22 protein-coding genes and 1 riboswitch are annotated in these 24,454 nt (G+C 45.9%); of the genes, 12 read left to right on the top strand and 10 right to left on the bottom strand.

What is annotated here, in order from left to right; all coding sequences use genetic code 11:
* Window positions 1-65: 65 nt before the first annotated feature.
* On the bottom strand, window positions 66-1,409 hold the full coding sequence (locus tag OJ16_RS07610) for an MATE family efflux transporter (RefSeq protein WP_040989039.1): 1,344 nt from the start codon (window positions 1,407-1,409) through the stop codon (window positions 66-68).
* A gap of 127 nt (window positions 1,410-1,536) precedes the next feature.
* A complete protein-coding gene (locus tag OJ16_RS07605; RefSeq protein WP_040989038.1) occupies window positions 1,537-2,091 on the bottom strand; it encodes a gamma-glutamylcyclotransferase family protein in 555 nt (184 codons plus the stop codon).
* 265 nt (window positions 2,092-2,356) lie between these two features.
* Between OJ16_RS07605 and OJ16_RS07600 the strand changes: the two genes are divergently transcribed.
* On the top strand, window positions 2,357-3,541 hold the full coding sequence (locus tag OJ16_RS07600; RefSeq protein WP_040989183.1) for an NnrS family protein: 1,185 nt from the start codon (window positions 2,357-2,359) through the stop codon (window positions 3,539-3,541).
* Between the two features lie 58 nt (window positions 3,542-3,599).
* Here the strand turns inward: OJ16_RS07600 and mltC are convergent, their stop codons facing one another.
* The 5 genes from mltC to OJ16_RS07575 all read right to left on the bottom strand — a co-directional run bounded on the left by mltC (window position 3,600) and on the right by OJ16_RS07575 (window position 9,062).
* Complete coding sequence (mltC, locus tag OJ16_RS07595; RefSeq protein WP_040989037.1) at window positions 3,600-4,706, bottom strand: membrane-bound lytic murein transglycosylase MltC; 1,107 nt, start codon at window positions 4,704-4,706, stop codon at window positions 3,600-3,602.
* Window positions 4,707-4,866: 160 nt separating this feature from the next.
* On the bottom strand, window positions 4,867-5,898 hold the full coding sequence (gene dapD, locus OJ16_RS07590) for a 2,3,4,5-tetrahydropyridine-2,6-dicarboxylate N-succinyltransferase (protein WP_040989036.1): 1,032 nt from the start codon (window positions 5,896-5,898) through the stop codon (window positions 4,867-4,869).
* Window positions 5,899-6,166: 268 nt separating this feature from the next.
* Complete coding sequence (locus tag OJ16_RS07585; protein ID WP_040989035.1) at window positions 6,167-7,159, bottom strand: GGGtGRT protein; 993 nt, start codon at window positions 7,157-7,159, stop codon at window positions 6,167-6,169.
* A gap of 38 nt (window positions 7,160-7,197) precedes the next feature.
* Complete coding sequence (locus OJ16_RS07580; RefSeq protein WP_040989034.1) at window positions 7,198-7,890, bottom strand: iron-sulfur cluster assembly scaffold protein; 693 nt, start codon at window positions 7,888-7,890, stop codon at window positions 7,198-7,200.
* A 208-nt stretch (window positions 7,891-8,098) separates the two neighbouring features.
* Window positions 8,099-8,172: riboswitch (Fluoride riboswitch) on the bottom strand.
* Between the two features lie 281 nt (window positions 8,173-8,453).
* A complete protein-coding gene (locus OJ16_RS07575; RefSeq protein WP_005594153.1) occupies window positions 8,454-9,062 on the bottom strand; it encodes a peroxiredoxin C in 609 nt (202 codons plus the stop codon).
* Between the two features lie 199 nt (window positions 9,063-9,261).
* Between OJ16_RS07575 and OJ16_RS07570 the strand changes: the two genes are divergently transcribed.
* From OJ16_RS07570 to aceA, 3 genes are all read left to right on the top strand, one after another.
* Entirely contained in the window at window positions 9,262-10,167 is a 906-nt protein-coding gene (locus OJ16_RS07570; protein ID WP_040989033.1) for a hydrogen peroxide-inducible genes activator, read from the top strand.
* A 598-nt stretch (window positions 10,168-10,765) separates the two neighbouring features.
* Window positions 10,766-12,403 carry a malate synthase A gene (aceB, locus tag OJ16_RS07565; protein WP_040989032.1) on the top strand — a complete coding sequence of 546 codons (1,638 nt, stop codon included), beginning with the start codon at window positions 10,766-10,768 and terminating at the stop codon, window positions 12,401-12,403.
* A gap of 130 nt (window positions 12,404-12,533) precedes the next feature.
* Window positions 12,534-13,844 carry an isocitrate lyase gene (gene aceA, locus OJ16_RS07560; protein WP_040989031.1) on the top strand — a complete coding sequence of 437 codons (1,311 nt, stop codon included), beginning with the start codon at window positions 12,534-12,536 and terminating at the stop codon, window positions 13,842-13,844.
* 323 nt (window positions 13,845-14,167) lie between these two features.
* On the opposite strand, the gene OJ16_RS07555 is transcribed toward aceA, so the two are convergent.
* Window positions 14,168-14,611, bottom strand: a complete 444-nt coding sequence (locus OJ16_RS07555; protein WP_040989030.1) for a CBS domain-containing protein — start codon at window positions 14,609-14,611, stop codon at window positions 14,168-14,170.
* Window positions 14,612-14,934: 323 nt separating this feature from the next.
* On the opposite strand from OJ16_RS07555, the gene queA reads away from it, so the two are divergent.
* The 8 genes from queA to OJ16_RS07515 all read left to right on the top strand — a co-directional run bounded on the left by queA (window position 14,935) and on the right by OJ16_RS07515 (window position 22,671).
* On the top strand, window positions 14,935-15,990 hold the full coding sequence (gene queA / locus OJ16_RS07550; protein WP_040989029.1) for a tRNA preQ1(34) S-adenosylmethionine ribosyltransferase-isomerase QueA: 1,056 nt from the start codon (window positions 14,935-14,937) through the stop codon (window positions 15,988-15,990).
* A gap of 238 nt (window positions 15,991-16,228) precedes the next feature.
* Window positions 16,229-17,362 (top strand): tRNA guanosine(34) transglycosylase Tgt, encoded by a 1,134-nt coding sequence (gene tgt / locus OJ16_RS07545; RefSeq protein ID WP_040989028.1) that lies wholly within the window; start codon window positions 16,229-16,231, stop codon window positions 17,360-17,362.
* Between the two features lie 203 nt (window positions 17,363-17,565).
* Window positions 17,566-17,892, top strand: a complete 327-nt coding sequence (yajC, locus tag OJ16_RS07540) for a preprotein translocase subunit YajC (RefSeq protein WP_040989027.1) — start codon at window positions 17,566-17,568, stop codon at window positions 17,890-17,892.
* Between the two features lie 20 nt (window positions 17,893-17,912).
* Window positions 17,913-19,769 carry a protein translocase subunit SecD gene (gene secD, locus OJ16_RS07535; RefSeq protein WP_040989026.1) on the top strand — a complete coding sequence of 619 codons (1,857 nt, stop codon included), beginning with the start codon at window positions 17,913-17,915 and terminating at the stop codon, window positions 19,767-19,769.
* 14 nt (window positions 19,770-19,783) lie between these two features.
* The gene (secF, locus tag OJ16_RS07530) at window positions 19,784-20,731 is read left to right on the top strand and encodes a protein translocase subunit SecF (RefSeq protein WP_040989025.1); all 948 of its coding nucleotides are present in this window, start codon (window positions 19,784-19,786) and stop codon (window positions 20,729-20,731) included.
* Between the two features lie 146 nt (window positions 20,732-20,877).
* Complete coding sequence (locus OJ16_RS07525; RefSeq protein ID WP_040989024.1) at window positions 20,878-21,210, top strand: DUF1904 domain-containing protein; 333 nt, start codon at window positions 20,878-20,880, stop codon at window positions 21,208-21,210.
* A gap of 50 nt (window positions 21,211-21,260) precedes the next feature.
* Window positions 21,261-22,130 (top strand): penicillin-insensitive murein endopeptidase, encoded by an 870-nt coding sequence (gene mepA / locus OJ16_RS07520; protein WP_082030226.1) that lies wholly within the window; start codon window positions 21,261-21,263, stop codon window positions 22,128-22,130.
* A 232-nt stretch (window positions 22,131-22,362) separates the two neighbouring features.
* Window positions 22,363-22,671: a hypothetical protein gene (locus tag OJ16_RS07515; protein WP_040989023.1), complete on the top strand. Its 309-nt coding sequence runs from the start codon at window positions 22,363-22,365 to the stop codon at window positions 22,669-22,671.
* A 93-nt stretch (window positions 22,672-22,764) separates the two neighbouring features.
* On the opposite strand, the gene OJ16_RS07510 is transcribed toward OJ16_RS07515, so the two are convergent.
* Together OJ16_RS07510 and trhP are read right to left on the bottom strand one after the other, a co-directional pair.
* Complete coding sequence (locus OJ16_RS07510) at window positions 22,765-23,019, bottom strand: YfhL family 4Fe-4S dicluster ferredoxin (protein ID WP_040989022.1); 255 nt, start codon at window positions 23,017-23,019, stop codon at window positions 22,765-22,767.
* Between the two features lie 20 nt (window positions 23,020-23,039).
* Window positions 23,040-24,437 carry a prephenate-dependent tRNA uridine(34) hydroxylase TrhP gene (gene trhP / locus OJ16_RS07505; RefSeq protein ID WP_040989021.1) on the bottom strand — a complete coding sequence of 466 codons (1,398 nt, stop codon included), beginning with the start codon at window positions 24,435-24,437 and terminating at the stop codon, window positions 23,040-23,042.
* Window positions 24,438-24,454 lie beyond the last annotated feature (17 nt).

Genomic DNA, 24,454 nt, shown 5'->3' with positions numbered 1-24,454 from the left:
GATACTTGCATCAATTAATGGGCCAGGTATTTGAATCGATATCAAATACCTGGCCGGTTGTGGCGCTATTTCAATTGATAGCGTGTCCACACTTTGCTTCGCCAACGTCTGGCCATGATAAGGCCTCTAAACCATTCATCAAGCGCAATGGCTACCCATGCACCGACAACACCATAACCCCAATGTACGCCGAGTAAGTAGCTCATTAATACGCCTATTCCCCACATACTGACGATCCCCATCTGGACAGGGAATTTAATATCACCCGCGGCTTTTAAGGCAGAGATAAAAATTAAATTAAACACCCGCCCAGATTCTAACAAGATAGAAGCGGCGATGAGACTTGCGGTTAACGCGGCTATTTCAGGTTGCTCGGTAAACCACGGGATGATGGTGTCGCTCAATAAGAAGGTCGAGATGGTGACAATATTGGTCACGATAAAGCCGACCAAGAAGTACTTTTGCACTCGAATTAAGATCGCATCAATATATCCGCGGCCAATAAAGTACCCAGCTTGAATTTGGCTGGCTTGGCCAACGGCGAGGGCAAAGGCAAAAGAAATTCGGGCGATATTTTGCGCATAAGTAAACGCGGCTAAGGACGCGGTCCCCATTTGCACGACGAAATAAATGATCGTAATTTGAGCCAAATTGTAGGCTAACATTTCACCGGCATTCATTGCGCCAATACGGATGATGCGACGGTAAATATCGCGTGGAATGGTTTTCCATTGAGCAAAAGGTAATTCAATATCGGAGTTGTGCAGTTTAAAGCACAGCATCAATGTACTGAGAATTTGGGCAAATACCGTTGAGATAGCAACCCCTTCGACGCCATAAACGGGCAGGCCAAAGGGCTGATAGAGCGCGACATAGTTACCGGCAATGTTGATGACGCCAGCAATTAAGTTGACGATCATTGGGGAGCGAGAATAGCCATGACTGCGTAAAATAGTCGTTAATACAATGCCCATTGTTACGTTGAAGGTCATCGCACCACTAATTAAAAGGTACTCTTGAGCATAGTGTTCTACTTGGATTTCTAAACCATAGTAAGGCAATAAATAGTACGCCGCGACCACCGCGAAAATGCTCAGAAAAACCCCAACGAAGGCTGACATCAAAATACTGGCAATACCGACATGTGCCGAATCTTGCTGGCGGTTGGATCCATTATATTGTGCAATAAGAATCCCGGTACCACTGCTAACCATTGATGAAATAATGATCAGGAAAAAAGACAGTTGAGCGATGACACCTACCGCCGAGACAGCTTGATCGGAATAACCACTGAGCATGAAAACATCACTGGTATTAAGGGCGGTACGTAGCATGATTTCGACAAACAAAGGCCAGGTTAGCGCAATGATGCTCATGCGTTTATCGATAGTATTTTGTGAAGATGACATTAGGGTGCTCAGATCAGTACGGGGATTAGCCATGGTCGGTGGCGGGCTATTATATCGGCGACTTTTTGAGCGTATAACGCTCTTTCTCATTGAGTGAGAAAGAGTGCGTTAGTCTTGATGGTGAAGATTAGCGGCTCGCCAGTAAACGGTCGATTTTTTGTATGGCTTCGCGGCTTACACCGGCAAGGTTGCCATATTTCGGGTTTTGACGGTCGTTTTCTCGTGGGTGATGCCAGCCGATGGTGTGATCGATAAATTGTTGAGCGAACCGGTCAGAGACTTCTAAGCAGCCCGCTAATACCGTATCGACATAGGTTTGCATTATTGGACTCACGATACACGGTGGAATGGCTTGATCGGTGATGTAGATCCACACGTTATCATTTGTACTTAAATTCAATGTGCTTTCTAGGGCGTTATGATCCAACTTGATGCGTTGATAGCCTCGTTCACGATGGTCAAATTCACTTAATTGTTCGCTATCGAGTTGCAGCAATACGCCGTTTACGATGCCATCTCCCTTAGTGACGACTAATGGAGCCAATAGGTAGCTTTCATCCACTTTCCCCCAGTAACGACATAAGCCATGAGCAATCGCGGGTGTCGCCTCGGAGGTTTGTCCCGTCAGCTGTCGCGATGCTGAGTTCATTAAACTGCCATAGCCAAAAATATAGTCGGTCATATTATGCTCGTTTCATTGGAAGAGACTGCTCATCATATCGATAATCATCGGATGACCAAAGCACCATCGGTTCGATGTTATCTCAATAAGCTATAAGTCCAATTAAAGCTATAAAGTCAAAGTGACACATTTGAGTAAGGTCTAAATGACTCTATATAAAATCAATTTATTTTAAATTATTGAAATATAGTGATTTTATATTGGCGTAAAAAATGCAATGACCAAGTTTGCCATTAAAGGCCGATATTATTTTTGGAGTATCACTTTGCTCAATATTACTGATAAGCGGGTAGAAGAAAAAATCCCAGCTGTTTTACGTCTTGGTTTTCGTCCTTTCTTTTTGTTGGGTTGTATTTATGCGTTGATCGCTATCCCTGTTTGGGTGTGGATGTTTCGCACCGGCCAACCGTCGGCATTACAAGTGCCCGCGCTATGGTGGCATGTGCATGAAATGCTATTTGGCTTTGCAATGGCGATTGTGGTTGGCTTTGTTTTAACCGCAGTACAGAATTGGACCGGAGTGAATGGGACCAAAAGCTACCGGCTCTTAATGATTGTGCTGTTATGGTTGATACCTCGCGTACTCTTTTGGACGCCGGTACCCCTTTGGGTCATTTCTATTTTCGACGCGCTATTCCTCGCTTTTGCCGCTTATGAAGTGGCGTGGCGAGTCTTCCAAGCAAAAGGCTGGCGCAATCTCTTTTTTGTTCCGTTATTTCTTTTAGCGATCGCGGCTAATTTTGCTAGCTACGCTTGCGTGAAAGGCATGCCTCCCTTTTCTGCATCGGCAGTTTGGCAAGCAATGTTGTGGTGGTTCACGTTATTGCTCGCTGTTATGGGCGGCCGAGTTATCCCTTTCTTTACTGCGCGTCGTTTTAATTTTGAAAAGCCACAACCGCTTGCGTGGTTAGAATGGATGGGCAATATTCCACTATTGGCTCTGTTTGTCTTGAGTTTCTTCCCGTTAACATTTTCTGAACTGGGTCAGTCATTGATGGTGATAGCGGGGATTGCACAGCTTGTGAAAGTGTTGCGCTGGAAACCGTGGCGAACATTGAAAGAACCGCTGGTATGGTCACTGCACCTAGCTTACTTGTGCATCCCTCTTAGCTTGCTTGCTCGAGGCTTATGGCAGAACGTCTTTGCACAACATAATATGATTCATTTATTGGCGATTGGAGCGCTGGCTGGTTTGATTTTAGCCATGGTCACCCGTGTCACTATGGGACATACCGGACGTGCGATTTATGAAGGCCCTAAAATAGCATGGGCGTTTATCTTCTTATTTGTTGCCGCCTTAATACGTAGTTTTGGTGTGGTGTTATTCCCCGCTCAAATGCTCGTAATGATCGATATCAGTGCGGTATTGTGGGCGGTGGCTTTTGCTTTGTTTGTCTTCAAATTTGGCTATATGTTGATCACGCCACGCGCTGACGGGCACCCAGGTTAATTAGGTAATGCGCGTATTAGAATGAGAAAAGGCTTGGCAAGTGCCAAGCCTTTTTGATTTAGATGACGTTCTCATTGAAGTCTTTTTGAAAGTAGAGCACTTTTTGTAAATAACGGCGTGCTTCTGCTTTTGGATGCTGAGTGGTGAGCGTGTCATAAACTTGTTTTGGCGAGGCGGCATTTAACTTCACCATCGCGCGCTTTCGATCGCTGCTGTCAAAGGCGGACATTACGCCACCTGTACCCCCGTTATAAGCGGAAATCATACTAAAATGCATTGAGGTTGGGTGTTTCACATCTCGCAAATAGCGATTTTTCAAGATGTAGAAATACGCGGCACCGGTATCAATATTGTTGGCCGGATCGAACAGGTATTCTTTCGTGGGAATACCGGGTTTTTTCTTCACCAGATTAAAAACATCAGCGCCTGCGGTTTTTGGAATGACCTGCATCAGACCATACGCGCCAGCATGACTGACCGCGTAAGGGTTGAAGCTGCTTTCGGTTTTGATGATCGAATAGATTAAATCTTCAGGGATATCGTACCGGTTAGACGCCTCACGAATCAGTCCTGCATACTGATATTCTCGCTGCTCTAAGTGATCTTTTACCATGTTGATTTCTACATAGTAGGCGTTGCCACGTTTGATGGGTTTACTTTGTAGCTTATTGGCCATCAGGTAGTCTGAGTAGCGATTCGCACGCCATTCCCATTCGATAGGTTTACCTTCATGATCGACAACCTGACCCAGTAAAAACGGTTTGCCACGCAGGACCGCTTCTTTATCACTAAACAACTGAGCATGCGCTGGATCGGCAGGCATAAGTAAGGTTTGAGTGATCGCTTTTTGTAATTTCTGGTGCGGCTGATTTTGGGCAATGGTGGAAACGTAAATCTTGCCCTTATCAAAATCGATGTGAGCGCGGGTACTGAAGCCATCAAGGTACTTTACATAACGATGCTTACCGGCTTCCACAAACTCATCTTCTCCCCAGCGTTCTTTGGCAATTTTTGCCACATACGTCATGAGTTGATTGATGTTCTCTTGCTGGTTATCACTCGGCTGATAAGTCGGCGGGGTTTCACAGGCGCAATTTTGCGGCTCGTCGGGCGATAAAGAACAGCCAGTCAACAAGGCAAGTGATAGGTAAACGATTTTTTTCATTAGAATAATTCAGCTTCGGGCATCTGCAGGACGAGATTGATAATAAGGAGCGGAGCTTAATAGCTACAATTGAATTTTTCTATGGTAATAATAAAAATCCCCGCAATTAATTGCAGGGATTGATGTTTTAGTGTCAAAGTGACTTACAGGGCAACGGCAATTAGTTGTTCTTATGCAGCTCTGCGTTTAGCTCAACCGCGCTCTTGTTCGCTAAACATTCGATTTGGCCAGTCACTGAGTTACGACGGAAAAGCAAATCAGAAACACCAGCAAGGTCGCGCGCTTTTGCCATTTCAACTTCTTTACCTTCAGAGTCAAGCATGCGTACTTTTGAACCTGCCGTCACATACAGGCCTGATTCAATCGTACAACGGTCACCCATAGGGAAGCCAAGGCCTGCATTTGCGCCAAGTAGTGAGTTTTCACCGATAGAAACCACGACTTTACCACCACCCGATAGTGTACCCATGATAGAAGCGCCACCGCCGATGTCTGAACCGTTGCCTACAACAACACCAGCAGAAATACGACCTTCAACCATGCTCACACCAGTTGTACCTGCATTAAAGTTGATGAAGCCTTCGTGCATAACCGTGGTGCCTTCACCAACGTGAGCGCCAAGGCGTACGCGAGAGGTATCCGCAATACGCACACCTGTTGGTACAACGTAATCCACCATTTTAGGGAACTTATCAACGCAATCAACGCTAAGTGCGCGGCCTGCTAGGCGAGCTTCAATTTGACGTTCTGCCAATTCTGGTAGGTCGATAGGGCCTTCGTTCGTCCATGCGATGTTGTGCAGTAGACCAAAGATACCATCCAGAACGGTGCCATGTGGTTTCACCAGACGGTTAGAGATCAGCTGTAGCTTAAGGAAGCCTTCTGCCACTGATTGGGGTTGTTCATCTGTCGCTAAAATCACTAAAACAAGCGGTTGTGCCGATTCTGCTGCTTTGGCAGCGAAAGCAGCATTAGCGACATCGTTGTTTGCAGTGAATGCTGCGGCAAGTTCAGCGCTTTGCGCCGCAGAGATTTCGATCGCTTGGTTGCCTTGTTCGTAACCTGCGACAGCGGCTAGCGCCTGAACCAACGCCTCACTTGGGTTAAGTTGAGGGTGTGGAAAAAACGCTTCGATGATTTTACCGTCGCGGTTTTTTGTCGCTGTACCAAAAGCCAGTGAAAAGAAAGCCATAGTCGATCTCCATTGTTGAGTCTTTTACTCTCGCCCATTCAATGGCAAGAGATTGAAATAATGTTATAAGCCATCATAAAGAGACAATGGGACCCTGGAAAGGGGAGATCAGGATAAAGTCTATTAAAGAACACGCTTTGTCTGAATAGCGATATTTCCGTCTTATTAGAAAGGTGAGCTAAGGGAGAAAGCGACCATGCTTAGACTTGGTTAAAAGCAGACCCGCGCCATTTGGACTCTACTTTTAACCGAAAATACGTTGGGTTAATTAGGCTGCTTGCAAATGTAACTCCCCAACCGCTACGGCGAGAGCAACGGTAGCGCCCACCATCGGGTTATTGCCCATACCAATAAAACCCATCATCGCCACGTGCGCTGGCACGGAAGAGCTGCCAGCAAATTGAGCGTCTGCATGCATGCGACCCATGGTGTCGGTCATCCCATATGAGGCAGGGCCCGCGGCCACGTTATCTGGGTGCAGCGTGCGGCCGGTACCGCCACCGGATGCGACAGAGAAATACGCTAAATCTTGACGATTTCGTTCCGTTTTGTAGATGCCCGCGACAGGATGTTGGAAGCGAGTTGGGTTGGTTGAGTTGCCGGTAATGCTCACATCCACTTGTTCTTTATGCATGATCGCCACGCCTTCACGCACATCATCTGCGCCGTAGCACAAGATGTCACCTCGTGGGCCTTGTGAAAAACGGCGGCGTTCAACCTCGTGGAGCTCACCGGTTTGGTAGTCAAATTGCGTGCGCACATAGGCAAAGCCATTAATACGCGAGATGAGATAAGCGGCATCTTTGCCTAGACCATTTAAGATCACTTTCAGTGGCGATTGACGAGATTTATTGACGTTAAGCGCAATTTTAATGGCGCCTTCTGCGGCCGCGAAAGATTCGTGCCCGGCTAAAAATGCAAAGCATTGGCTTTGTTCATTGAGTAAGCGAGCGGCAAGTTGACCATGGCCGATGCCGACTTGACGCTGCTCCGCGACACTTCCGGATTTAGTCACGGCTTGCAAGCCTTCACCAATGATATTGGCTGCTTGTTCGGCATTTTTTGCTTGGCGATAAATCGCGAGAGCAGTGCCTAAGGCATATGCGTCAGCCGCGCTTTCAAACGCGATCGGTTGGGTATCGAGTACCAGTGCTTTCGCATCAATCCCATGTTCAAGGCAATACTGATGAGCTTGCTCGAACGATACCAAATTCATTTCATTTAATACGCGACGTACGGATGGGGTAAGTTGAGTCGTCATGATTTTTTCCTCTTATTTACAGCAAAATTAACGGGCAATCATTGTTGGCGTGGATTGATGGTTTTGACGGCTTCGTCAAACCGACCATAAGTGCCACTAGCGGACTTGGCCGCTTCATCAGCAGGAATGCCTTGGTTTATTGCTTTCATCATTTTGCCGAGGTTGAGGTATTGATAACCGATGACCTCACTGTTTTCATCCAGAGCCAATTGGGTTACATAGCCTTCGGCGAGCTCCATATAGCGCACACCTTTGGCGAGTGTCGCGTAACTGGTTCCCACTTGGCTGCGTTGTGTTTGGCCTAAATCTTCTAAAGCGGCACCGATTTCCAGTCCACCTTCAGAAAAAGCAGATTGAGTTCGGCCATAAACAAACTGGAGGAAGATTTCACGCATGGCGACGTTGATGGCATCACACACTAGATCCGTATTGAGCGCTTCAAGAATGGTTTTGCCGGTGAGGATTTCCGCGGCCATCGCAGCCGATTGCGTCATGCCTGAGCAGCCGATGGTTTCAATCAGTGCTTCTTCGATGATGCCATTTTTTACATTCAAGGTGAGCTTGGCCGCGCCTTGTTGTGGTGCGCAAGCACCAACGCCATGGCTTAGGCCTGAAATGGCAATGACATCTTTAGGGTTAACCATTGTGCCTTCAACCGGGATAGGTGCCGAAGCATGTAAATCGCCCCGTTGAATTGGACACATGGATTGAATTTCGTGTGAATATTGCATGATGTTTTCCCACTCAATGACAACCAGAGAACAATCGAAATGGCCGCTACATCGGACAGTTAACGCCGAAATCAAACCGTTACAATCGTGGGTGTCGTTTAATTGTGTTGAAAAACAGGTGGGGTTGGAGAGAGTTAGCATGCTCACTACAGAACTCATACGGATGTATCTAAAATACAAACCATATCCAACAGGCAGACCTGTTTTCGTTTCTGTAGGAGTCATTAGCATAGTGCGGTTTTGACCGAAAGGTCACGGTGGAACCCCATCACCGTGTCTTTATCATAACGCCGCAAAAGCCGATTCGACAATCGGTTTTATAGATCGAGTCGCACTAAAAAAAGGGGTCGCTATACGAAAATGACTATATAGAGAGGGAGACATGAACAGAAATTGCGGGAATAAAAAAGCCCGAAGCGATGCTTCGGGCTTTTTATTAAGACTTTACTATTACTGATTGGCGTTGCGCTTTGCGCTTATGCTTTATTTGTCCAACCGATTACCCGTTGAGCGGGGGTAATAGCGAGTTAATGACTTAACTCGTTTTTGCGTCTCAGGCTAAATTATTTAGCTAGGTCTGCAGAGTGCTCAGATAGGAACGCTGCTACACCTTTAGGTGATGCGTCCATACCTGCTTTACCTTCTTCCCATTGTGCAGGACATACTTCGCCGTGCTTCTGGTGGAAGTTTAGTGCGTCAACCATACGTAGCATTTCGTCGATGTTACGGCCTAGAGGTAGGTCGTTCACAACTTGGTGGCGTACAAGACCGTCTTCGTCGATTAGGAAAGAACCGCGGAATGCAACACCAGCTTCTGGGTGCTCAACGTCGTATGCTTTACAGATTTCGTGTTTCACGTCAGCAACTAGAGGGTACTTAACTTGACCGATACCGCCATCAGCGATAGCAGTGTTACGCCATGCGTTGTGAGAGAACTGAGAATCGATAGAAACGCCGATAACTTCAACGCCTTTAGCTTGGAAATCAGCTAGACGGTTATCGAAAGCGATTAGCTCAGATGGGCAAACGAAAGTGAAATCTAGTGGGTAGAAGAAAACAACCGCTTTCTTACCTTTAGTGAATTCTGCAAAGTTGAAGTTATCAACGATCTCACCGTTACCTAGAACAGCTGCTGCAGTAAAGTCAGGGGCTTGACGACCTACTAGTACCATTTTTTTGCTCCTAAAAATTTTGGTATGTTCCAAACCATTCGATTGATTTTGGTTTGGTCCTTGTTTGTACGGGACAAACTATAGTACAGATTGTACTATTGAAAAAAGCGAATTAAATAGATTAAGTTAATCGAAAAAAGCGATAAAAGTTTGATTCATTAACTTGGTCACTAGAAAGGTAGCTGTTAGCGATAGAATTATGAATAAATGGCCCAGTCTCAAACAATTACACTATTTAGTGACCCTTCATGAAACACGTCACTTCAGCGATGCCGCGGAAAAATGCTTCGTCAGTCAATCAACACTAAGTAAAGGCATTCAAAATCTTGAAGAGCTGATTGGTTGTCCTCTCTATGAAAAGAAAGACAAGAAAAGTCCGCTGGTTTTTACTCATGCAGGTGAATTGGTTGTTCAGCAAGGTCGCGATTTACTCGCCAAAGGGCAAGATTTAGTTGAGTTAGGGCGAGTCTGTCAGGGTGGGGAAATGGAAGGGCGCTTGCGTGTCGGTTGTATTCCAACCATTGCGCCTTTCTTGCTGTGTAATCTTGTGCAAGAAGTAAACCAGCGCTTTCCTGGCTTAAATATGCTGTTGCGTGAAGATACGACAACCAACTTATTGGCCGCATTACGCCATGGTGATTTGGATGTGCTGATCTTAGCTTTACCGGTTGATATTGATGGTATGCATAGCCGCATTGTGGGTAGTGATCCTTTCCGTATGATCATCAGCCGAAATCAAGCAGATACCATTAAGGTGCCGATCCGTTACGATGATCTCCCTAACGAGTTTGTTTTTTTATTGGAACGTGAGCACTGTCTGACTGAGCATGCGGTTTCGGCTTGCCAATTAACGGCTAAAGAGAAAATAAACCCGTTTTCGGCCACAAGTTTGCATACGCTAGTGCAAATGGTGGCGAACGGTCTTGGTACAACGTTTATTCCCCAGATGGCGATTGACCATGGCTTGATTGAGAATCAAAATTTGCTGGTGGTTGATCCTCCTGGTCAGCAAGCTCATCGCCATATTGGCTTAGTTTGGCGTCCAAGTTCGTCTCGTGTGAGTACTTTTAATCAATTAGCAGATGTTGTTTCAGAGCTACTATAGCGGTTGGTATTAGCCGATATTTGTGATGTTTAATACATTAACGCGCTAAATGTAGCGCGTTTTTTAGCATTTAATTCTGATGGTGCAATTTAACTTGTAAAATTTCACAATAAATAATTTTTGAAGATTTCATTAAATAGTAAAATTACACATTGTTAATTTTACAAAACCTACCGTATTTCCTGTTTGATTCCTTCCATCTTTATCCAACTAAGTCTCTATTTTTAAAGTGTAAAAACACGACTTCTAGTATTCAAACGTCTGTTTGAATTGTCTTCACATGACCATTTTTACTGTAAATTAATTACGTAACTACATACAGATTGTGGTCATGATTCAACAAGTTAAAGCCCACCGGATAAAACTTCAAACTTCACTTGTGGGGTTCTGTTAATTAGCACAGTCATGTAAGTTAAATAAAGGTTTTATAAGACCTATGTCTAGATTGTTATCGAGTGGTTTTTTAGGGAAAGTAACCTCAAACAGCACGATGAAGACATTATCGATATCGGAATTGATGTATAAAAATGTAGTCTGATAATTACAAATGAAAGTGCGAGCGGATAGGTCGGACTCTCAAGATTTAAAGGAAGAAATCATGCTTGCTCAAACGACTGAACAGACCAAATCCGTATTGGAAGCCCAAGAGTTTTTGTCATTACTTACCACTACGGGTGAGGTAAATGCGCAACATCAATCGATTTATCCGCAGGAAGCGCAAACCTTCCTTGCGTTGTTGTGCCATCAGTTTGCTGGGCGTATTGACAGTTTGCTTGCGGCTCGAGAGCAACAGCAAGCGCGCATCGACAATGGTGAGTTGCCAGACTTTCTGCCCGAGACGCAAGATATCCGCGAAGGGAGTTGGAAGATTCTCGGTATCCCGACTGACTTGCAAGATCGCCGCGTTGAAATTACCGGCCCGACGGATCGAAAAATGGTCATCAATGCGCTTAATGCGAACGTGAAAGTGTTTATGGCCGATTTTGAAGACTCAATGTCGCCAGCGTGGAGTAAGGTGCTAGATGGTCAAGTGAACTTACGTGATGCGAATTTAGGCGCGATCAGCTTTACCAATGAAAACAACGGTAAGCAATACGACTTAAACCCGGATCCTGCGGTACTGATCTGCCGTGTGCGCGGTCTGCACCTCAAAGAAAAACACGTCACATTTAATGACAAAATCATTCCAGGTGCGTTGTTTGATTTTGCACTCTACTTTTACAACAACTACCAAACCTTATTAAAAAAAGGCAGTGGGCCTTATTTCTATCTCCCTAAACTGCAATCGCATCATGAGGCAAAATGGTGGAGTGATGTATTCCACTTCACCGAAGCGTACTTTGGTTTACACACCGGTACGATCAAAGCAACGGTATTGATTGAAACGTTACCTGCGGTGTTCGAGATGGATGAAATCCTCTTTGCTCTAAAAGAACACATCGTTGGCCTCAATTGCGGTCGCTGGGATTATATCTTTAGCTACATAAAAACATTGAAGAATCATCCAGATCGAGTGCTGCCTGATCGACAAGTCGTCACGATGGAAAAGCCATTTCTCAACGCGTATTCACGACTTTTGGTTCGGACCTGCCACAAACGCGGCGCCTTTGCGATGGGGGGAATGGCGGCTTTCATTCCAGCAAAAGACCCGGTACAGAATCAGCAAGTTCTCGACAAAATTTATAACGATAAATCACTGGAAGCAAATAACGGTCACGATGGAACTTGGGTGGCGCACCCTGGTCTCGCCAATACGGCCATGGACGTATTTAGTAAGGTGCTGGGCGAACGACATAATCAATTGGATGTTAGCCGCGCAGATGATGCTTCCATTACGGCAGAGCAGTTACTCGCACCTTGTGAAGGGGAGAGAACCGAACAAGGGATGCGCCACAACATCCGCGTGGCATTGCAATACATTGAAGCGTGGATCTCGGGCAATGGTTGTGTACCGATCTATGGCTTGATGGAAGACGCTGCCACCGCAGAAATTTCACGCGCTTCAATATGGCAATGGATTCAACATGGTAAGGATCTCGATAACGGGCAAGTGGTGACGAAAACCCTTTTTGAGCAATACCTAAAGGAAGAAATTGAGGTGGTGAAACAAGAAGTGGGCGAGGCGCGCTATCAATCGGGGCGTTTTACTGAAGCGGCGCAACTGATGGCGAAACTGACCACCAGTGATGAGTTGACGAATTTCTTAACCATCCCTGGTTATGACTACCTAGAGTAGTCAACCAGAGAAGGGATATAGCAAGGCATAACGAATAGCAACAATCCAATAACGTGAGAACTACTGGTGGAGCAGGATGTACCGTCAGCCAAAGATAATAGCGCACAGCGCACTAAATGAGGGATAGAATATGACATTAACTCGACGCCAACAAATCGAAGCTCTGGAACAAGATTGGGCAAGCAATCCACGCTGGCAACAGGTAAAACGCCCTTATTCTGCGGAAGAAGTGGTCAACCTTCGTGGTTCAATGGTGCCGGAGAACACCATCGCTCAAAGAGGTGCAGATAAGCTTTGGTCACTGGTCAATGGGGATGCCAAAAAAGGCTATGTGAATTGCTTAGGCGCGCTGACGGGGGGGCAAGCGGTGCAGCAAGCCAAAGCCGGTATTGAAGCGATTTACCTTTCAGGTTGGCAAGTGGCGGCGGATAACAACACGGCCTCAACCATGTACCCTGACCAATCACTGTATCCGGTCGATTCTGTGCCGTCCGTCGTGAAGCGCATCAATAACTCTTTCCGCCGTGCTGACCAAATTCAGTGGACTAACGGTAAGAGCCCAGACGATGAAGGGGGATTAGATTATTTCTTACCTATCGTTGCGGATGCCGAAGCGGGCTTTGGTGGGGTGTTGAACGCTTATGAGTTAATGAAATCCATGATCGAAGCGGGCGCAGCCGGTGTGCACTTTGAAGACCAGTTAGCGTCAGTGAAAAAATGTGGCCACATGGGTGGTAAAGTGCTCGTGCCGACGCAAGAAGCGGTGCAAAAGCTGGTGGCGGCGCGTTTGGCGGCGGATGTGGCGGGCACAACCACGCTGGTTATAGCGCGTACCGATGCCAATGCGGCGGATCTACTGACGTCCGATTGTGACCCATACGATAAAGATTTTATTGAAGGTGAACGCACCGCGGAAGGTTTCTACCGCGTTCGAGCGGGGATAGACCAAGCCATTTCACGCGGCCTAGCTTACGCGCCTTATGCTGACCTAATTTGGTGTGAAACTGCAAAACCGTGTTTAGAAGAAGCGCGTAAATTTGCAGAAGCGATTCATGCCGAATACCCCGACCAACTGCTGGCGTACAACTGCTCGCCGTCGTTTAACTGGGAGAAAAACCTCGATTCAGAAACCATTGCCAAGTTCCAGCAGGCATTGTCAGATATGGGCTACAAATATCAATTCATTACGCTAGCGGGTATCCATAACATGTGGTTCAACATGTTTGAGTTGGCTCATGCTTACGCGCAGGGTGAAGGTATGCGTCATTACGTTGAAAAAGTACAGCGACCAGAATTCGAAGCCGCAGACAAAGGTTATACTTTTGTCGCGCACCAGCAAGAGGTGGGAACCGGCTACTTTGATAAGATGACAAACACCATTCAAGGTGGTAACTCATCCGTCACCGCTCTAACGGGATCAACGGAAGAAGACCAGTTTTAAGCCATGTTCGCGTGATACTGGCAACGTATGTTGTTTAGGTCATGGGTTTCATCCCAAGTCATTACATCGAGTATTGGCTTGGGGAACGCAGAAACTTTTCGCGTGATAACCCGCCATTTAGTCCGTCTCGAAAGGCTATCTGGCTGGTGGCATGTTCCTTATAAAAATGCCGTTAGGTTAACGTAATTCGTTGTAATTGAAACCATTACGATCGAATTGAAGCGTACTTAAATGAGCATTTAACGACAAATAACACAATGTTTTGATGTTCTTTGAGCGGCAGTGCCGCTCTTTTTTATGTGACGACGTGTTTTTCTCTTTGGCTACTCATCCACCTCTTCAGGTTCAGCTTCTTCTTGTAATTCCAATAAATTAATCGCAATACCGACAAAATCACTGTCAGTAATAATACCGATTAGCTGACCTTTTTCGACGACGGGTAAGCAGCCGACTTTATGCTTTTGCATGTAGATGGCCGTTTCTTTTAATCCCGCTTTCGGTGTGACGGTCATGACGTTAGTACGCATCACCTCATACAGTGGCGTGCTCAAAGTAAAAGACTGATTTTCGGGGATGTCTTGCAGGCTGGATTCTTGTGCGGCCAGTAAATCACGTTGCGATACAATGCCGAGTAAACGACGGTTTGCATCCACCACTGGGACATGGCGAATATCTAATGTTTCCATGATGTGCTTTGCATCGACCAACTGATGAGAGCGTAACAAGGTGTGTGGGCTACGAGTCATCATGTCTGCGACTTTTATCATAGTGACCTCCTTAATGATTTACGCAGAGGGTTACCCGATAGGTAACGCTTCTTACTGTTACTATAGTAGGAGTAAATAATTGAGCGTGTTGAGATCGGGCACCGCTTTTAAAGCAAAATCCCCTTTAAATAGTAAGGAAATTTGTACGGCGTAATCACTGGTGATTCTCCATTGAGTCCATGGGGCGTCGTCGCTTCATAAATCTTGATGGAACTGGCGAGATTACAATATCTCTCCTTGCTATTGAGGCTTCTGCGCATATACTATTCGGCTGCGAAAAACCTTCGCAATATCTCCTTGTTTAACCGATTAAGACAAAGCACATGCAAGTATCTGATTTCCATTTTGACCTTCCTGATGAACTGATTGCCCGTTACCCTCAACCGGAACGTACTTCGAGCCGTTTGCTGCAATTGAATGGCAATAGTGGCGAGCTAGTCGATGGTATCTTTACCGATGTGCTAGGCCATGTTGAAGCGGGCGACTTAGTGGTATTCAACAATACCCGAGTCATTCCGGCACGTATGTTTGGCCGCAAAGCGTCAGGCGGTAAGCTGGAAGTGTTGGTAGAGCGAATGCTGGATACGAAAAGTATTCTTGCGCATGTTCGCTGCTCAAAATCGCCTAAACCAGGCACGATGATTCTTTTGGGTGAAAACGATGAGTTTTCAGCTGAAATGGTGGCGCGTCATGACGCCTTGTTTGAATTGAAATTTCATTCAGACCAAACCGTACTCGAGATACTAGAGCAAATCGGCCATATGCCTTTGCCTCCTTATATCGACCGTCCTGATGAAGATGCGGATAAAGAGCGCTACCAAACCGTTTATAACCAAAAGCCAGGTGCTGTTGCGGCACCCACCGCAGGTTTGCACTTTGACGAAGTGTTGCTTGATAAAATTAAAGCGAAAGGTGCGGACCTTGCTTACGTGACTTTGCACGTGGGTGCGGGTACCTTTCAGCCGGTGAAAGTGGACAATATCCACGATCACCATATGCATGCTGAATACGTAGAAGTAACCCAAGACGTCGTGGATGCGATTAACGCAACCAAAGCGCGTGGCGGCCGCATTATTGCGGTAGGCACAACCTCAGTGCGCTCACTAGAAAGTGCCGCGCAAGATGCGCTGAAAAACGGCACAGATTTGGTACCATTCTTTGGCGATACAGAAATATTCATCTTCCCTGGTTATGAGTACCAATTAGTGGATTGTTTGATCACCAACTTCCACTTACCAGAGTCGACTTTGATTATGTTGGTGAGTGCGTTTGCGGGTTATGACAATACCATGAACGCTTACCAGCATGCAGTGGACAACAACTATCGTTTCTTCTCGTATGGTGACTCGATGTTCATCCAGAAGAAAACGAACGGATAAGTGTTGAGTCGATAGGCGTGATTCAGTTCAAGCCATCGGTTTAATCCTTGGCTTCTTTCACTTCATTCTCAGGATGGGGTGAGGGCAGCAAGCAATATATTTAACATGACGAGTGCTAGCAGTAGGCTAGGAGGTAGGGGGAAACCTTTACGTTTCGCAGGGAATATGCGACCGCTCCTTTTAGTGGGCAATTTGCCCGATAATCTTGTCAGACTGTTTCTCTGACATTGGAGGCTTCGTGAAATTAACATTTGATCTTAAGAAGAAAGATGGCGTCGCGCGTCGCGGTCAATTGACCTTCGAACGCGGTACGGTTCAAACCCCTGCATTCATGCCTGTTGGTACTTACGGTACTGTTAAAGGTATGACACCAGAAGAAGTAAAAGAAACGGGTGCTGAAATCCTGCTAGGCAACACTTTCCACCTATGGCTACGTCCTGGTCAAGAAGTGATGAAAATGCACGGTGACTTGCATGACTTCATGAACTGGCAAGGTCCTATCTTGACCGATTCAGGCGGTTTCCAAGTCTTCAGCCTAGGCAAGATGCGCAAAATCACTGAAGAGGGTGTGCATTTCCGTAGCCCTGTGAACGGTGACAAAGTTTTCATGGACGCTGAAAAGTCGATGGAAATCCAAAAAGATTTAGGTTCAGACATCGTTATGATTTTTGACGAGTGTACGCCATACCCAGCGACACACGATGAAGCGAAAAAATCGATGGAAATGTCGTTACGTTGGGCACAACGCTCACGTGATCACTTCGACAAGCTAGAAAACCCGAACAGCCTATTTGGTATCGTTCAAGGTGGCGTGTACGAAGATCTTCGTGACGTATCAGTGAAAGGTCTGACTGAGATCGGTTACGACGGCTACGCGGTTGGTGGTCTAGCAGTAGGCGAACCAAAAGAAGACATGCACCGTATTCTTGAGCACACGTGCCCACAACTTCCGGAAGACAAACCTCGTTACTTAATGGGTGTTGGCAAACCAGAAGATTTAGTAGAAGGTGTACGTCGCGGTATCGACATGTTCGACTGTGTAATGCCAACGCGTAACGCACGTAATGGTCACCTATTTGTGACTGGCGGTGTGATCAAGATCCGTAATGCGACACACAAAACGGATACAACACCACTGGATCCACAGTGTGACTGTTACACTTGCAAAAACTACTCGAAAGCGTACTTGCACCATCTTGACCGTTGTAACGAAATCTTGGGTGCGCGTTTGAACACCATCCATAACCTTCGTTACTACCAACGTCTGATGGAAAGCATTCGTACTGCAATTGACGAAGATCGTTTTGAACAGTTTGTTGAAGAGTTTTACGCTCGTCGCAATCGTGAAGTTCCGCCGATTGGCAAACAGTAACCAATACAAGCCTTAGGATATAATCCTGAGGCTTTTATTAATGGTAGGCATAACCAGCATTCCAACGGTGTGCCCGCCTAACAAATGAGCAAAAGCGCGCTATTTTTGAGAGTACGATCTCTATTACAGAATCAGAGTCTTGAATATAGTAAGCCGTAGCCCAATTTGTTGGATAATCAAAAAAAATAATAGAGGATATTTTCATGTTTATTTCTCAAGCTCATGCAGCAGCTGAAGGCGCACCTGGTGGCGGTTTTGAAATGATTATCATGCTTGCGATGTTCGCGGTGATCTTTTACTTCATGATCTACCGCCCACAATCTAAGCGTGTTAAAGAGCATAAGAACCTAATGGCTTCCATGGGCAAGGGTGATGAAGTTCTAACCAGTGGTGGCCTAGTCGGTCGTATCACTAAAATCGCTGAAGAGACCGATTACATCACAATCGAACTTAACGCGAACAACGAAGTCGTTATCAAGAAAGATTTCGTTTCAGCAGTGCTACCAAAGGGTACACTGAAATCTCTATAGACAGCTAAAGGATCCTCGCTGTGCTAAACCGTTATCCGTTATGGAAGTACTTGCTGGTGGTATGTACCATTGCTCTTGCAGCCTTGTATGCACTTCCTAATATCTACGGTGAAGATCCAGCAATTCAAGTTACAGGGGCGCGCGGCGCCTCTGTAGATATGGCAACGCTGGATTCTGTCACTCAAGCTCTCGATAAGCAGAGCCTCTCTTTTAAATCCATTGCTTTAGAAAATGGTTCAATTCTCGTTCGTTTCAATGACACTGATACACAAATCAGTGCTCGTGATGTGATCAGTGAAGGTCTCGATAAAGATAAAATTGTTGCACTTAACCTTGCACCTGCGACCCCGACTTGGCTAGAAGCGATTGGTGCTTCTCCAATGAAATTGGGTCTGGATTTGCGTGGTGGTGTTCACTTCCTTATGGAAGTCGACATGGATGCAGCGATGGATAAATTGGTCGGTCAACAGGAAGAAGGCTTCCGCAGTGAACTGCGTGAAGAAAAAATCCGTTACCGAGCGATTCGTACCTCAGGCAAAGATGCGGTTGAAGTATTGCTTCGCAATGAAGAGCAACTTGCTGATGCGAAACGTATTCTTGAGAAGAACCACCCAGACATGGTGTTTACCGAGTCTGATGGCAATGGCCGTTACGCGTTAATTGCGACTTTTACTGAGCAACGTTTACAAGAGATCCGTAACTACGCCGTCGAACAAAACATCACAATTCTACGTAACCGTGTTAACGAACTTGGCGTTGCGGAACCTTTGGTTCAGCGTCAAGGTGCTAGCCGTATCGTAGTGGAACTTCCAGGTGTTCAAGATACTGCGCGTGCAAAAGAAATTTTGGGCGCAACAGCAACACTTGAGTTCCGTGAAGTGGATTCGAAAGCTGATCTTGCTGCTGCAGCCAGCGGCCGTGCCCCTGCGGGTAGTGAAATCAAATTCGATCCTGATGGTCGTCCTGTTGTTCTAGAAAAACGTATCATCCTTAGCGGTGCAAGCATCACTGATGCAAGCTCAAGCGTTGATGAATACGGTCGTCCACAAGTTAACATCACGCTTGATAGCGAAGGTGGTAACAAAATGTCGGCGTTTTCTAAGAAGAACATCGGTAAGCTAATGGCAACGGTATTCACTGAATACAAAGACAGTGGCCGTAAGACTCCGGAAGGCAAAGTTATTTTATCTAAGCATGAAGAAGTGATTAACCAAGCAACGATTCAATCGGCGCTGGGTCGTAACTTCCGCATCACAGGTATTGATTCTGCCGCAGAAGCGCAAAACCTAGCATTGTTACTTCGTGCAGGCGCGTTGATTGCACCGATTTCAATCGTTGAAGAACGTACGATCGGTCCATCTATGGGTCAACAGAATATCGATATGGGTATCCAAGCGTGTATTTGGGGTATGGTAGCCGTGATGCTATTTACTCTGATTTACTACCGCAAATTTGGCATGATCGCCAACATGGCGTTGATGGCTAACTTGGTCCTTATCATTGGTATTATGTCGATGATCCCTGGAGCAACAATGACCTTGCCAGGTATCGCTGGTATCGTTCTAACCGTCGGTATGGCAGTCGATGCCAACGTACTGATCTTTGAACGTATCCGTGAAGAGCTACGTGATGGACGCTCTCCACAACAAGCGATTCACCAAGGTTACGCGAACGCATTCAGCACCATCGCGGATGCCAACATCACCACCCTGATGACAGCAATCATTTTGTTTGCCGTTGGTACGGGCGCGGTGAAAGGCTTCGCAGTGACATTATCTATCGGTATCTTGACGTCAATGTTTACCGCCATCATAGGCACACGTTGTGTGGTTAACCTATTGTACGGTGGTAAGCGCGTCGATAAATTGTCGATCTAAGGCTAGGAATTATTATGTTTCAAATTCTTAAAGCAGAAAGTACGATCGACTTTTTACGTTGGTCAAAGTTTACTTTTGTGTTTTCGCTTTTGATGATTGGTGCGTCAATCTTTACGCTGTCCACCAAGTCGTTGAACTGGGGCCTTGATTTTACTGGCGGTACGCTGATTGAAGTGGGTTTTGAACAACCTGCTCATCTTGAAAGCATTCGTACTGCGCTTGATGATAAAGGTTTTGGTGATGCCATTGTTCAGAACTTTGGCAGCGCTCGCGAAGTCATGGTTCGTCTTAGCCCGCGTGAGAATATCTCAGGTGAAACGCTAGGCAACCAGATTATTGCAGCCATCAAAGACGGCACAGGTGAAGCGGTTGAGATGCGTCGCATCGAGTTTGTTGGCCCTAACGTGGGTGATGAACTGACAGAAGCGGGTGGCTTAGCTATCTTGGTTTCGCTGCTGTGTATTCTGGCTTATGTTTCAATGCGCTTTGAATGGCGTCTGGCTGCGGGTGCGGTACTTGCACTTGCGCACGACATCATCATTACGCTGGGCATCTTCTCTTTCATGCAAATTGAAGTGGATTTGACCATCGTCGCGGCATTGCTAACGGTAGTGGGGTACTCACTCAACGATACCATTGTGGTATTCGACCGGATTCGTGAAAACTTCCGCCGAATGCGCAAAGGTGGTCCAACGGAAATTATCAACAGCTCAATCACTCAAACGTTAAGTCGTACTTTGATTACGTCAGCGACGACGTTGTTTGTAGTGATCGCGTTGTTCGCCCAAGGCGGCGCGATGATTCATGGTTTTGCTACCGCATTGCTATTAGGTATCACCGTTGGTACATACTCATCTATCTACGTCGCTTCGGCGCTAGCATGGAAATTGGGTATCACCAAAGAGCATCTTATGCCTCCACAAGTTGAAAAAGAAGGCGCTGAGTTCGACGAAATGCCGTAACTCTCGTTGCTATTTTCCTTATGGAATCGAAAAGCCGCTGTTATCAGCGGCTTTTTTATTGCTCTGCGATCCGTATTTTCGTTTGTATGTGCCCTTTGCACGACAAACGAGTATCATAAATAAAAATCATTACTAGGAAGCAAAATATGCCTCATTTCCGTTTTCGTGCGGTTGAACCACAATTAGTTCAAACGCTGTCTAAATCGCTCATTGATGAACTGCAATCACACATGAATAGTCCGCGTGAAGACTTCACCTTTGAGTATATTTACACTACTTTTTATCATGAAGGCGAAGTTAGTGCTGCTTACCCATTTGTTGAGGTGTTGTGGTTTGACCGAGGCCAAGAGACGCAAGATTCCGTGGCAAAAATCATTACTGATCAAGTGCGTGGCATTATTGGTGAAGATATTAATGTCGCGGTTATTTTTACTGCGTTGAACGCAAGCGGTTATTACGATAACGCTCAGCACTACTAAACTCGCGCAAATAAATCGCGCGGTAGTGAGATAAAAATAGGAAGGACTCGATGAAAGCGATATGGCTAAAATTGGCAATCTGTATGGTATCGCTTTCTTTTTCGGTCTCGGTCTTTTCTTCCCCATGGGAAGGCTATTCACAACCTTCCAATGCGCCTTCTGAATCGGTCGGAAGCTACGCGAATGGGTGTTTGATTGGTGGCAAAGCGTTGCCGTTAGAAGGGCAAGGTTATCAGGTGCTGCGCAGTCAAAATAAACGCTATTATGGCCACCCAGAAGCGATTCAATTTATTACCCGTCTCGCCCAAAAAGCCGATCAAGACTTACATACACATCTCTTGATTGGGGACATGTCTCTCCCTCAAGGTGGTCGCTTTTCTTCTGGGCACTCTAGCCATCAAACCGGCTTAGATATTGATATTTGGTTTCGTTTGGCAGATAAAAAACTCTCGGAAAATACCCTTAAAGTTCCCAAGCCTCAAAGTCTTGTTGATATGAAATCGTATCGGTTGATCGATAAAAATTGGGATGATCGCCATTTTCAAATGGTCAAGATGGCTGCGCGAGATAAGCAAGTAGCCAGAATTTTCGTTCACCCGTTGATCAAAGAAAAATTGTGCCGCGATGCTGATGAAAATCGTGATTGGCTTCGTAAAGTTCGCCCTTGGTGGGGGCACAATTACCATATGCACGTGCGTCTCGCGTGTCCTAGTGGTGATGCGACTTGTGTCAATCAAGCGCCACCACCTGCCGGGGATGGGTGTGGGAAAGAAGTAGCGAGTTGGCACCCTAAGTACCCCGTAAAAACGGTGCAATCTAAGAAAGAAGAGCCTTCTCAAAATACGTCTAAAGTCGCGAAGCCTAAACCGAAGAAAATCATGCCTCAACAGTGTCTGCAAATCGTTCAGCAGAACCAATAAGCCGTCTAAACCCGACGCTTAAAAATAGTGAAGCAATAGAATTCACACTTTGAAAGTGGAGAAACCTGGAATCCTCTTCTAGATTTAAATAACTATCCTTTTGATATGTATCTTGATGCGCTTACTGGCGTTTAACGACAACAATAATTATGAAAAGTTGGTTACACAAATTTCAATCATGAAATAGGAAGCTCGGCTTAACTCCTATTCAAACAGAAGCAAGGACACTCCCATGACAATGGTATGTGCAAAAGATTTTGCTGAGTGGCTAAAGCTGAGATTTAGCAGTGCTACGGAGTCGGTAACCATTTCACGTGATGAAGTGAATCATCTTACTGGCAGGCAAAGATTAGACCCTAATTTCGTGCATGATGTGCACTATGAGTTAATGCCTCATGGCTTAGCGTTTGTTACCGATACGTCGCGAGAAATTTTTTTCCTCATCCCTATTGGCAAGGCGGTAAACTGGCGTGAACAGCTTGATTTTCAATATGAGAAGGAATTGTACTGCAATATCTTCCCGATTATTAAATCAGGTTAAAGTGATTTGAACGGGTTTATGCGCAATAAAAAAGGCTCATCAATGATGAGCCTTTTTAGTGATGACATCCAACCTAGTGAGGCGGTCTTAGGCTTACGCTAGACCTTGGATGATGACGAACTTCTCAAGAAGTTCTTCATCGCTCTCAATATGATTTGGATCGGTGATAATGCATTTTGTAATAGGACAAACGGACTGACACGTCGGCTTGTCGTAGTGACCTTTACATTCAGTACATAGGTTTGGGTCAATCTCAAAGATCGAATCACCCATGCTGATTGCGCCATTCGGGCATTCAGGATCACACATATCACAGTTGATGCATTTATCGGTAATTAACAGCGCCATTCATTTTTACCAAGTAGTGGTTACTTACCCGTTGGGTTACGAGTATCTTGACCATCGTTTAGGTTACGCATCAGTAGACCGTATTCTAAATCCATATCTTGTGGGACAGGGATAAAGACAAAGTGGCCATTACCTTTCGCATCATCAATCACTTCTGACTTGCGGTTTTCCATCGCTTCCAGAGTGAAGTTCACATTACCGTTTGGCGTCATTAGCTCTAAGCTATCGCCAACAATGAACTTATTCTTCACTTCAACTTCAGCAAGATCGCCACGGCGTTTGCCCGTGAATTCACCAACAAATTGTTGCGCGTCTGATACTGAGTAACCGTAGTCGTAGTTCTGGTAGCTATCGTGCGTGTGACGACGTAGGAAGCCTTCGGTATAGCCGCGGTGTGCTAGGCTCTCTAGCGTACTCATTAGGCTTTCATCGAATGGTTTGCCTGCCACAGCATCATCAATCGCTTTACGGTAAACCTGCGCAGTACGTGCACAGTAGTAGAATGATTTAGTACGGCCTTCGATTTTCAGTGAGTGCACACCCATTTGAGTCAAACGTTCAACGTGTTGGATAGCACGTAGATCTTTTGAGTTCATGATGTAAGTGCCGTGCTCATCTTCAAACGCCGCCATTTTTTCTTCAGGGCGGTGGCTTTCAGAAAGCAGAACCACGTCATCGATAGGCTTGCCGCGACCAATCGTGGTCTCAGGGCGTTCGTCAGCCACTTCGATGGTTTGTACCGCTGCTGGATCGAATTTTTCAACGATTTGACCAGAGTCGTTCTCTTTGCCTTCTTCTACTTTGTATTCCCAACGACAAGCGTTAGTGCACGTGCCTTGGTTAGGGTCACGTTTATTGATGTAACCAGACAGTAGACAGCGACCAGAGTACGCCATGCAAAGTGCGCCGTGAACAAACACTTCAAGTTCTGTTTCAGGACAGTGTTCACGGATTTCTTCAATTTCTTCTAGAGAAAGTTCGCGAGAAACGATAACACGTTCAACGCCGTACGCAGCCCAGAATTTTACCGTTGCCCAGTTTACTGCGTTCGCTTGAACTGACAGGTGGATAGCCACATCAGGGAAGGCTTCGCGAACCATCATAATTAGACCTGGGTCAGACATGATTAATGCGTCAGGGCCCATTTCAACCACAGGTTTTAAATCGCGGATAAACGTTTTTAGTTTTGAGTTGTGCGGCTGAATGTTGCACACCACGTAAAGCTTTTTGCCTAGGGCATGCGCTTCGTTGATACCAATTTGAAGGTTCTCGTGGTTAAACTCATTGTTACGCACGCGAAGGCTGTAACGTGGTTGGCCAGCGTATACCGCATCGGCGCCATAAGCGAACGCGTAACGCATGTTTTTTAGGCTACCTGCTGGTGATAGCAGTTCTGGTACGAATTTTTTCTCTGTCATTGCTCAATTCTCTTAGT

The organism is Vibrio renipiscarius (assembly GCF_000827885.1).
In the GTDB taxonomy this organism is placed as follows: domain Bacteria; phylum Pseudomonadota; class Gammaproteobacteria; order Enterobacterales; family Vibrionaceae; genus Vibrio; species Vibrio renipiscarius.
This window is presented reverse-complemented; position numbering and strand designations above follow the sequence as displayed.